This window comes from Vibrio sp. V03_P4A6T147 (genome assembly GCF_002241085.1).
GTDB lineage: Bacteria > Pseudomonadota > Gammaproteobacteria > Enterobacterales > Vibrionaceae > Vibrio > Vibrio anguillarum.
In genome coordinates, this window is sequence record NZ_NDIO01000338.1 from 1 (window position 1) to 11194 (window position 11194).

At 44.2% G+C, this 11194-nt stretch carries 9 protein-coding genes and 1 pseudogene; 3 read left to right on the plus strand and 7 right to left on the minus strand.

The features are described from left to right. Window positions 1-1071 (plus strand): GGDEF domain-containing protein (locus B9J84_RS13125; protein ID WP_404207321.1); only part of this gene is annotated, 1071 nt, incomplete at its 5' end. 73 nt (window positions 1072-1144) lie between these two features. Here the strand turns inward: B9J84_RS13125 and pstB are convergent. From pstB to B9J84_RS13150, 5 genes and pseudogenes are all read right to left on the minus strand, one after another. After that, window positions 1145-1902: pseudogene (gene pstB, locus B9J84_RS13130) on the minus strand (phosphate ABC transporter ATP-binding protein PstB). Between the two features lie 45 nt (window positions 1903-1947). Next, window positions 1948-2811, minus strand: coding sequence for a phosphate ABC transporter permease PstA (pstA, locus tag B9J84_RS13135; RefSeq protein ID WP_026027681.1), 864 nt, complete (start codon window positions 2809-2811; stop codon window positions 1948-1950). Between the two features lie 5 nt (window positions 2812-2816). Then, a complete protein-coding gene (gene pstC / locus B9J84_RS13140; RefSeq protein ID WP_017045968.1) occupies window positions 2817-3749 on the minus strand; it encodes a phosphate ABC transporter permease subunit PstC in 933 nt (310 codons plus the stop codon). A 211-nt stretch (window positions 3750-3960) separates the two neighbouring features. Beyond that, entirely contained in the window at window positions 3961-4782 is an 822-nt protein-coding gene (locus B9J84_RS13145) for a phosphate ABC transporter substrate-binding protein (protein WP_026027935.1), read from the minus strand. Between the two features lie 282 nt (window positions 4783-5064). Next, window positions 5065-5967: an EamA family transporter gene (locus B9J84_RS13150; protein WP_179217570.1), complete on the minus strand. Its 903-nt coding sequence runs from the start codon at window positions 5965-5967 to the stop codon at window positions 5065-5067. A gap of 97 nt (window positions 5968-6064) precedes the next feature. On the opposite strand from B9J84_RS13150, the gene B9J84_RS13155 reads away from it, so the two are divergent. Together B9J84_RS13155 and speG are read left to right on the plus strand one after the other, a co-directional pair. After that, window positions 6065-7525 (plus strand): PLP-dependent aminotransferase family protein, encoded by a 1461-nt coding sequence (locus B9J84_RS13155; RefSeq protein ID WP_094124322.1) that lies wholly within the window; start codon window positions 6065-6067, stop codon window positions 7523-7525. Window positions 7526-7615: 90 nt separating this feature from the next. Beyond that, a complete protein-coding gene (speG, locus tag B9J84_RS13160; RefSeq protein ID WP_013868118.1) occupies window positions 7616-8137 on the plus strand; it encodes a spermidine N1-acetyltransferase in 522 nt (173 codons plus the stop codon). A 108-nt stretch (window positions 8138-8245) separates the two neighbouring features. Here the strand turns inward: speG and B9J84_RS13165 are convergent, their stop codons facing one another. Together B9J84_RS13165 and empA are read right to left on the minus strand one after the other, a co-directional pair. Beyond that, window positions 8246-8854 carry a 2OG-Fe(II) oxygenase gene (locus tag B9J84_RS13165; RefSeq protein WP_029189973.1) on the minus strand — a complete coding sequence of 203 codons (609 nt, stop codon included), beginning with the start codon at window positions 8852-8854 and terminating at the stop codon, window positions 8246-8248. A gap of 227 nt (window positions 8855-9081) precedes the next feature. Beyond that, window positions 9082-10917, minus strand: coding sequence for a zinc metalloprotease EmpA (empA, locus tag B9J84_RS13170; RefSeq protein WP_094124323.1), 1836 nt, complete (start codon window positions 10915-10917; stop codon window positions 9082-9084). Between the last annotated feature and the right edge of the window lie 277 nt (window positions 10918-11194).

Here is an 11194-nt window from a genome sequence, read left to right on the forward strand (position 1 = left end):
CCCTTGTTATACCGGGCAAAAACACTGTTGATTGTCCTGTCAGTCGCCTTGATCGTCGCTAATTTGTATATACTTTCGACCACACGCTCTTTAGCCAACTCCTATACCGACCAACGTAACTATGCAACTTGGTATTTATTCCAGCTCACCAAAGAGTATTCTGAGCTGGTTGCTTCGATTCCTTATTACCTAGAGTCAAAGGAGAAGAGAGCGCACACTTGGTTGCAGTATGAGCTGATTTGGAGCCGTTTTGACTTGATTCTAACGAGTAAGGAATCGGATAATTTTATGGGTAGAACGGATTCCCAGCATTTCTTTAAGAACAACTTTGATGATTTCAAAATATTAGAAAGCTTATTGCTGGCCGTTAAAGATCAAAAGTCATTGGCTGTATTTGAAAAACATGCCCACTTGATTTACGACCAAGTTATCGGCTATGTAAACCAAAACTTTCAACTGCAAAGCCCTATCTATCTAGAGCAAAAAGAAAAAGCAAATAGGCTAACACAGGTACAATTTCTGCTGATGTTCTTGATGCTGGGTTGCATTGGCTTAGTTAGCTATATTTTTCATAAAGAAGCGGTTGCTCAGCGTACCTTAGCATTAACTGACCCTCTAACTGGGCTTGCTAACCGCCTTGCTATGTTTGAAGAGCTGAATCAAATTTCTACCAACAACCCCTTCTCTCTCTTTCTTCTCGACTTAAATGGCTTTAAGCCCATTAACGACCAAAATGGTCATAAAGCAGGGGACAGTGTGTTGCAGCAAGTAGCGTTTCGCTTAACACATTCGATTCCAACCTTTGATTATTCGGTATTTCGTATGGGGGGTGATGAGTTTGCCCTGATCATCCATAGCGTAGATGCGATGGAACTGAGCATTATGCAACGCCACATTAAAGCGTGTTTTAAAGAGAATTTCTTCGTGGATAATGGAGTGGGAGCAAAACTTTCAACCAGTATCGGTATTGCCTCTTTTCCTAAAGATTCAGCCAATATTAATCAATTAATACATATTGCGGATAAGAATATGTATGCAATGAAGTTTCTACAAAAAAGCCCCTCGGTATGAGGGGCAAAGTTACCATCGCTTTATAGTTATAATGAGTTCGATATTATTTCAGGTTAGTCGCTGCAATAAGTGACTAGCCGAAATCGCCATTGACATATCCCATAGTTCTATCATCTTTAGGATTGTTGAAAATCACTTGTGTATCATTGTGTTCAACCAATTCCCCCATTAAGAAAAACGCCGTGCGATCAGAAATACGACGCGCTTGCTGCATTGAGTGCGTGACAATAACGATGGTGTAATTCTTTTTCAGCTCTTCCATCAATTCTTCAATTTTGTGTGTTGCAATCGGGTCAAGGGCGGATGTTGGTTCATCCATCAAAATCACATCCGGCTCCATCGCTATCGTACGTGCGATACACAAACGCTGTTGTTGACCACCAGAGAGGCCAAACGGCCAAACGCATGCGACTTCAAGCGATCTTTTACTTCATTCCACAACGCCGCGCCGCGCAATGAGCGCTCAACCACTTCATCGATGTGCTTTTTATCTTTAATCCCTTGTGCGCGTAACCCATACGCCACGTTTTCATAAATACTCATTGGGAACGGATTTGGCTTTTGGAACACCATTCCCACTTTGATACGCAGATCTGCAACATCAATATTGCCGTAAATATCTTGCCCATCCATCGCCAATTTACCGGTGATAGTCACGCCTTCAATGAGGTCATTCATTCGGTTCAAACAGCGTAATAAAGTCGATTTTCCGCAGCCAGAAGGGCCAATCAGCGCTGTCACTTGACGAGTTGGAATAGGCAGGTTGATTGATTTTAGCGCTTGGTTATCGCCATAAAAAAGGTCTAGGTTTTCAATATTAAATTTATTCATTCTTATTATCTCTCAAAATTCTGTAAATCGCGCCCAACGCTCTGCTTAATAAGAAGCGGTATTAAATCGTCTTGCGATTAGCTTCGTCACCATGTTGATCAGTAGCACAACCACAATTAGCACGGTTGCTGTGCCGTAGGCTTGATTCCACTCTTCAACCGTGAACAGCTCTGTTGTGAGTTTGTAAAGGTGAACGGTTAGGGTGCGGCCTGAATCGAGCAATGAATCAGGAATACGTGCCACCATTCCTGCGGTTAAAAACACAGGAGCCGACTCACCAATAACACGACCAATACTCAAAATAATTGACGTGAGGATGCCGGGCATTGCACTTGGCAAAATCAGACGCCAAATGGTGTATATTTTTGAGGCTCCAAGACCATAAGAACCTTCGCGATAAGTTTGAGGAACGGCCATCAACGCTTCTTCTGTGGTCCGAATGATCACAGGCAAAATCAAAATGCTGAGCGTTAGCGCACCCGACAAAATAGAGAAGCCTAAGCCTAGAATCACCACAAAGAAGGTCATGCCAAATAGACCAAAGATAATGGAGGGGATCCCCGCCAAAGATTCGGTACAAAAGCGGATCACTTTCACCAAGCGACTACCGATTTTGGCGTATTCGGTAAGATAAATCGCCGTCATAATACCCAACGGGGCGGCCACCGAAATAGAAGCGATCACCATATAAATCGTCGATATGATCATCGGGAAGATCCCGTGTTCATTGCCAGTACGGGTGTAATCGTCAGTAACGAAATTCCAATCTACGTGTTGTAGCCCGTTAGAAAGGATGTACCAGATAATCCAAAATAGGAAGCCGACTGTTACAGCGGCCGCAATCCAAATAGATATTTTCAATACGTTATCTTTTAGCTGGCGGGCACGTTTTAGTTTTACTGTATCCATCACTATTATCTCGCTCTCTCACGGTTTAAATAGAGCAATGTGGCATTCAAGATCATGATGAATGCCAATAGCACAACGCCTGTTGCATAAAGCGCACTGGCATGAACACCACTTGCGTAAGACATTTCAATCGCAATATTGGCTGTCAGCGTGCGTGCTGAGTCTAAAATACCTTCAGGCATCGCTGGCGCGTTGCCCATCACCATAATAATGGCCATGGTTTCACCGAGCGCACGCCCAATTCCTAAGATGACGCCGGTCATAATTCCGGAGCGAGCTGCCGGTACCAGCAATTTGAAGATGGTAAAAATACTGGATGCACCTAATGCCAAAGAACCTTCTTTGTACGCATGAGGGACTGCGCGAATAGAAGTCTCGGACACGGTAATCACCGTCGGTAAGATCATGACACCAAGCACAATAATGCCCGCGAGAATGGTATTGCCCGCAGGAACTTGGAAAATGTCCTGAATCAAAGGAACAATAATCACAAGACCAAAGAAACCATAGACCACGGAAGGAATACCAGCGAGCAATTCAACGGCTGGGCGAATGATATTCGCGACACGTTTTGGTGCGACTTCGGCAATGAAGATAGCGGTAAGGACGCCCACAGGCACACCAACGATAACCGCACCAAACGTTGAAACCACAGAAGCGACAATCATAGTTGCCACACCATACAGAGCTGGCGGCAACCAATCTTGTCCAAGGACGATACCCGAGATACCCACTTCTTGAAATGCGGGAATACTTTCGCGGAAAATAAAGTAGGCAATGATGGCAAGAGACACAATGCCAATAATGGCACTGGTAAGAAACAACCCGTGGAAAATGCGCTCTTTCCAGTCCACACGCTTTTTAGCACGAAGTGCACGTTTGGAAGCTTGCGTAGAAACGTTGTTCATAAGCTTTTCACTATTTGTTGCGATGGTCATAGTATCAATCTCACTATTCGATGGAATCGACGTGGATAGAAAAGGCTCAGCCCCAACGATGGGCCAAGCAAACTTTTAAAGTTATTTCCCCAAACAACTTGAAGTGGCGGCTAAACAACAAGTCAGTGAATTCCCATCCACATGGATAAAGCATGTGATTGGGCTGAACGAAACAACGTCGCTGCAACTTCAAGTCGAATGGGAGAGTCAATTAGTTCACTGCGATATAGTGATGTTCTGCAACGAGTTTTTGAGCTTCAGGCGTTAGCATCCAATCAAGGAACTGTTGCGTTTGAGCGGATGGTTGGCCTTTTTTGTACAGTACAAGGAAAGGACGAGCCACTTTGTATGAACCATTTTTCACGTTATCTACCGATGCATCAGTACCGTCTACCGCTAAGGCATGAACCGTGTTATCAACGGTGCCAAGAGAGATGTAACCGATGGAATAAGGGTTAGACGCAACCATAGTTTTCAAACTGCCGTTACCGTTAGCTACTTGAGCTCGTTGAGAGATAGCAGATACCGTCTTGTCTGAGATTTTTTTTGTCAGTTTCATAATCTCTTCGAATGCACCACGAGTCCCTGATGCGGTATCGCGAGTAATTGCAACGATAGGTTTGTCTTCACCACCGACATCTTTCCAATTCGTAATCTCGCCTCGGTAAACAGCAGAGACTTGTTCAGCACTCAACCCTTTTACTTTATTGCTTGGATGCACAACCACCGCTATACCATCAAGCGCGATCTTTTCTTCAACTAATGATGCTTCTTTTTCTGAGCTTTTTAGGCCACGTGAAGACATACCAATATCCGCACTGCCGTTCTTAGCGGCTTTAATACCGGCAGAAGAACCTGGGCCTTGAACCTCAATAAACACGTCCGCGTTTTTCTTCATATATGTTTCAGAGAAAACTTCCATCAATGGCGTTACGCTGCTAGAGCCAACAGCAGAAATGGTTTCTTTTGCAAAAACTGGGTTAACTGCCAATGCACCTAAAAGAGCGATTGCACCGATTACTGTCTTTTTCATCACAAATATCCTTAAGAGGCTTTATTGCCGTTGTGTATTGAACGAAACTCACTTTAGGACGCAAATATGACAGTTGTGTTTCACTTAGTTTAAAACTAGATGACACAGTAAAATATTTTAGGAAAACAGAGGAAGGGCAGCGCATTTTTGAGTGCATCGCTTAAGATCAATCTGAAAAAATTGGCAAAGTCATTAGGTGCCGCCGCGAGTCAGAAATTATCCATTGATTACCCGACCACCAGCAGAGCACCCCATTCTAAGTTCGATTTATAGGGGTGAATTTTATGAACGCTCAAATACCGGTTTCGCCAATTTTCTCAGCAGATTCGGCTTTTTCACCACCAGATAAACAGCCGTAACGGCAAGGCAGAAGCCCGCAACACCAAACCCATCCAATGATTCATCAAAAGCAAGCCATGCTTGAATGGCGGTGGTTGGCGGTACAAGATAAAACACTGAAGCCACACTTGAGGCCGCACCGTGTTCAACCATATACAACAGCAATAAAATAGAGACACATGACAGCACCACAACCAGCCATACCAGTGTCATGATAAAGGTCGGTGTCCATTGCACTTGCATGGTTTCAAAGCTCCAAGCCCAAGGTAAAAATAGGCATAACGCAGCCACATATTGCACGGTAGCGCTGCCAATCATATCCACACCTTGGCAAAATTTTTTCTGATATAAGGTGCCGAGCGTGATGCCGAGCAGAGATAACAAACACAAACTAATGGCAGGCCATTTGTGCAGTTCCGATTGCCACTCAATGTTACCCATCAAGACGAGACTTATCCCAGAAAACCCAAGAGCTAACCCTAACCACTGCGCCAGATTAAAGCGCTCTGTACTCATAAAAACCAGCAGCAGCGCAGTCAAAATGGGTTGCGTCCCCACCAGCAGAGCACTTAAACCTGCTGGCATTCCCCAAGAAATCGCTTGGTAGGTTCCGCCCAAATAGCAACCATGAATCAACACACCCGTTATACAGGAATGCCACAAATGGCGACCATGCGGAATGCGCCTTTTGAGCAATAACAACAAACCAATAAAAAGCACCACGTTCGCCACCATGCGCAGCGTGAGCAGCGTGGCAGGTTCCGCATACATTAAGCCAAACCTTGCGCCAACGAAACCAGATGCCCATAGCACGACAAACAAGAACGGGATCATTCTTACAAACATCACAAAATTCCTAGCCACAATCGATTCTATGCTGCTACTTTATTTGGGTACAGTTATGCGCAAAAGGCACAGATTTGAATAATTTAGTGGGTACAGAATGAAAAGTAAGCTTAAAAACACGGATCCTAAATATACTGAACCTAAATATACTGAGGTAAAACGTCATCTTAAGCAGACCATCGACGATGGTTTATTCCACGCACACGATAAAATGCCTTCCATTCGCCAGCTATGCGAACAATTGTCTGTCAGCAAAAATACCGTTATTCGTGCTTATCAAGAGTTAGAAGCGATGAATGTCGTCTACTCTCAGCCTCGTTCAGGCTATCGAGTCCAAGGTGCTGTAACCCCTTTGGAGATTCCGCTGCCACAACCCAATAGCATTGACCTGCTCTCTTTATCTAAATCAATTTTGGTTCAACCCACAGTGAAACATCACATGCCCGCAGGTTCAGCGCATCCTAATACGCAAAGCGCCGCGATTCGTAGTTTGTATGCAGAAATTGGCCGCCACAGCCGCCAGCAAACGCACATTCCTAGCCACTATCAGCTACCGCCAGGTAATAGCCATTTAGTCAAACAACTGCTAAAAATATCGCAAGATTTGGGCCTACAAATCAAAGCACAAGAAATCGCCATTACGCATGGCGGTCAGCAGGCCATCAGCCTCGCATTTCGTGCATTAACCAAGCGCGAAGACATTGTGGCCGTTGAGTCACCTTGTTATTTTGGCACGCTGCTGTTGCTTGAATCATTAGGCTTAAAAGTGGTGGAGATCCCCAGCCATAGTGTCGAAGGCATCGACATCAGCGCCCTCGAACAAGCGCTATCTCAATGGCCGATTAAGGCGATTCTCGTCACGCCTAATTTTAACAACCCAACCGGTTCACAAATGCCTCTGGAAAAACGTAAACAGCTTTTGGCTGTCAGTGGTGATACACCAATTATTGAAGATGATGTGTTTGGTGGCCTGTATTTTCAAAAGCCGATACCTTGCTTGAAGATGCTGGATGGCAAAGGCCGCGTTATTTACATCAATTCGCTCTCCAAAACCTTGGATTCACGGTTGAGGATCGGTTGGATCATCGCGGGAAAGTATCAAGCACAAATAGAAAAGATATTGCTCAGCGAGAATATGGGCAGCTTGAATTTAATCCAATCAGCCGTAGCGGAATTTCTCGAAAGTGGTAAGTACCGCCAACATCTAGCCAAAATGCGCCGCACTTACCAACTGAACCAGCAGCGCTTTGCCAAATTGCTCACCACCTCGCTCAATCACTACCCGTCGCTGCAAGGGCAGTTTCAATTAAGCCGACCTGAAGGTTCATTTTTATGCTGGCTGACACTTCCGTCATTCATCGATAGTTTTGAGCTTTATCAACGTGGCCTGCAAAACAAAATCAGCCTCCTGCCGGGGCATCTTTTTGCAACGCAGGGACAATTCCAACACTGTATCCGTTTCAGTGTAGCGAACTTTGAAGACAACATGGCATGGCAGGAAAGCATAAACAAACTGACCGAACTGATTCATCTCGCGGCATCAGATCACAAGACGTAAGCGTACGCATTTTAAAAAATTGCTGACTAACCACTTGTATTGCAACAAAGTCGGCATAAGATGAATGCCTTAGTTCAATGAAGGTTTGCTATGAATAATCAATTATCATTAAGAGCGTTAGAGCGCGGTGACTTACGCTTTATCCATGATCTCAATAACAACCGCAACATTATGTCTTACTGGTTTGAAGAGCCTTATGAATCTTTTGATGAGCTGGAAGAGCTGTACAACAAGCACATTCACGATAACGCCGAGCGTCGGTTTGTGGTTGAGAACCGAGATAAGGAACTGATCGGTCTCGTTGAATTAATTGAAATTGATTACATTCACCGCAGTGGAGAGTTTCAGATCATCATCACGCCAGAGCACCAAGGAAAAGGGTTTGCACAAACCTTGATCAACAAAGCCTTAGACTACTCTTTCACCATTTTGAACCTACACAAAATCTACCTGCATGTGTCGACGGAAAACGAAAAAGCCATCCATTTATACCAAAAAGCCGGCTTTGTTGAGGAAGGGCACTTAGTTGAAGAATTCTTCATTAATGGCCAATATCGTGACGTAAAGCGCATGTACATTTTGCAAAACGCGTATCTTAATAAGCCCGCGTAACGTCATAGGAGTGAATAATGGTCACATCCTCATTTTACCCTGATCAAATTTGATTGATAAAAGAGCGTGGCAGCACAAAAGCCACGCTTACTTATTAGCTTTTTTGCGTTAACTGGCAATATCGAGCTTGTTGCCTGTCACGCCATTAATGCGAAACCACCCAGCGATGCTGAAACGCTCAGCGTTGGTAGGTTGTACTTCATGCGGAAAACGTTCGGATAAAAAGACCAGTAAACGCCCCGCTATCGGCGCAACCGTCGCGAGATACTGATCTTCAACATCGTAAATAACCAACTCACCTGCATCAGCACCACACCACCGATCATTCATATAAAATACCGTCGTCAGTTTGCGGCTGGCGTTGCCTGTAAAGGCGTCGAGGTGTTTTTGGTAGAATGCCCCTATTTCATATTTGGCAAAATGAGCTTCGTATTCAAATAGCCCAAGAAAAAAGTGGCGGTTAACCTCTTGCCGAATTTGCTCCATACGTTGCAAATAGTCTTGCACAGGCAAGCCCATGCTGTTTTCAATCCATTGGATTTTATCGTTGCGTATTTCAACCTCTAATTGCAAGGCATCGTGCCTGCCAATTCGCGCCACTTGTAACTGCGGTGGCGTACACGCTCGTAGGTTTTTGGTTTGCTCTGGTGTTAAAAAGTCATCCCATATGTACCAACCTTGATCGGCAATTGCGTCCATCAATTTATCTAACGACATTTTCACACTACATATAACAAAAGTGCTGTGGTTATATCGATAGCAAGCCATAACAACAAATCGGTGTTTCGATGCTTAAGACAAGGCGAATTTGTGGAGGCGGAGAAGCTGGCAAGAAAAGACTAGAAACAAACACCGTGGTTGTTGAACAACCTATCGTTGAATACCCTCCTACATAACAAAGGGGCACTGACTCGTGCCCCTTTAAATTTAATCAATAAAGATGATTAATCCAGTCTTAACGTTACACCACTGTAGTTACTATAGCCTTTGAGCATCACATGGTAGGTGGTTCCTGGTGTTGCAGAAATTGTGCACTGTTCATTGTTGCCCGATTTGTAAGGGCGACAATCCCACGAAGAAGTGGTTGGTTTGCTGCCGGCTTTGACATACAAATCAGCATCACCTGAGCCCAAACTGATCGAAACTTTAGCGCTGGTTGAGCTTGCGACCGTAAAGGTATAGAAGGCTTCGGAGCTTCGCGTACCTTGTAACCCTATTACTGGTTTACCTTTTTCTAGTACATTCTCCGTTGGAGGCACTACGCCACAGCTAGCATTTACGCCCACTTGGTTAAAGGCATCAACCACATCCGCTTTGTTATAACCTAAGTCTTGTGCCGCTTTTGCGACGCCACATCCACCTTGGTCAAAGGTACTGTTTGCTGTCCAATATAACTTGTTAGCGACGGTGAACACTTCAAAACCTTTACGAACCGACCAATTGGCTTTGTTGGCTAGCAAATAATACGCGCGATTAAACACACCACTTGAATAGTGAACATTTAATCCATTGTAGTATTGAGAAGCGTGATCGATAGAACGGCCATCTTTTGACGGTTGATCAAAATAACGTAAGCCACCGGAAGATTTGAAAATGTCACTCCCGACCACCCAGTCAACGCTGCCTTTCATATAAAATTCAGCCGCTTCCCCAGCAATATCAGAGAACGCTTCATTGATACCACCAGACATATTTTGGTAAACAAGCCCTGAGTTCTGCTCGGTAAAGCCGTGGCTCACTTCATGCGCGCTGACGTTGATATCCACTAATGGATAAAATGTATTTTGGCCATCACCAAAGGTCATGGACGATCCGTTCCAGAAGGCGTTTTCATAGTTGCTATCATAATGCACACGCATAGTTAGCTGGAAGGTTAATGGAGTGGTGTTCATCCAGTCTTTGTACATATCGAACACCACTTTACCAAAGTAGTGTGCGTCATTAAGCGGTGAATAAGCGCCATTAATCGCTTTGTAATCGTTGTAATTACTCGCGTCGCTACATGAATAGCTGAACGTTGAACCACCCGATGTCGCATGCTTCATATCCACGGTTTTTACAGCGCTATTCATCATGCTACAGGTGTTGCCTACTTTATTTATCACTAACCCTGGGAAATCTGTTCCGTACTGATAAAAACCTGTCTTCTGATTTCCACCAGGTCCAGTACCCGTCGCCTCTGCATGGTTTAACCCTTCCCAAGTTTGTAATACGTCACCAGAGTTCGCATCAATAAAGAAAAATGGCCGTGCAGGCTCATTGGTTGCAACAAAGAAGTCGACTAAATAAACCATTTGAGCCATTTGGTTTTCGTCCAAACGCACCATCAATTGAGCACGCTCGTTTTCTGTAACAAGATCCGCACTCGTTAGTGATGGGTTTTGTTGTTGGTAATGCGTAAGTGCAATGCTAACCGCCTGCTTTTGTTCAACTTGTGGTGAAGTACTTACCACATCAGAATCAATTTGCTGCGCCATCATGCCGTAAACTTGGCCGATACCTTTCTCAGTTTGCGTTGCTACGACTGACGTATTAAAGACCGGTAAACCATGATACATCTGCTGGTAACGGACTTTGACTTTACCATTAGGTAGAGTGACGCTTTTTATCACCTGAAAGCCATTTTGTGTTGGCACAATACTGCGAGCCTGCATGGATAAAGCTTGTTCTAGTAGACTTGGATCATCAACCTGCACCATTTTCGCGGCTGATACTGGTAGTGCTGCGCTGATAGAGGCTGCGAGGAATAGCCACTTCATTTGACGTTGTACTTTTTTCATTTCTCAATCCTAGAGAGTTATTATTAGCATCCGCTGACGACTTACATCCAATCAACCACCAGCGACGTGACTGCGAATGATTCGCTCATTGAAAATGGATCAAGAAAACCAACCTCGCCAGTAGCACGGAAAAATAGTGTAAAACGAGCGTCAAATAAAATGGTCACAAAAAAGACAATAGCCAAAATAACTCGAAGAATTCTTATAATAATTAAATTTAATATCAACAAGATAAATATAAATGATAATTATATGTACATTTAATAGTGCACATAAC

Excerpts from the sequence above, each read along its gene's own strand:
- pstC (WP_017045968.1), bottom strand. The coding sequence starts at position 3,749 with ATGACCATCGCAACAAATAGTGAAAAGCTTATGAACAACGTTTCTACG.
- pstA (WP_026027681.1), bottom strand. The coding sequence starts at position 2,811 with ATGGATACAGTAAAACTAAAACGTGCCCGCCAGCTAAAAGATAACGTA.
- B9J84_RS13155 (WP_094124322.1), top strand. The coding sequence starts at position 6,065 with ATGAAAAGTAAGCTTAAAAACACGGATCCTAAATATACTGAACCTAAA.
- B9J84_RS13150 (WP_179217570.1), bottom strand. The coding sequence starts at position 5,967 with ATGTTTGTAAGAATGATCCCGTTCTTGTTTGTCGTGCTATGGGCATCT.
- speG (WP_013868118.1), top strand. The coding sequence starts at position 7,616 with ATGAATAATCAATTATCATTAAGAGCGTTAGAGCGCGGTGACTTACGC.
- B9J84_RS13165 (WP_029189973.1), bottom strand. The coding sequence starts at position 8,854 with ATGTCGTTAGATAAATTGATGGACGCAATTGCCGATCAAGGTTGGTAC.
- empA (WP_094124323.1), bottom strand. The coding sequence starts at position 10,917 with ATGAAAAAAGTACAACGTCAAATGAAGTGGCTATTCCTCGCAGCCTCT.
- B9J84_RS13145 (WP_026027935.1), bottom strand. The coding sequence starts at position 4,782 with ATGAAAAAGACAGTAATCGGTGCAATCGCTCTTTTAGGTGCATTGGCA.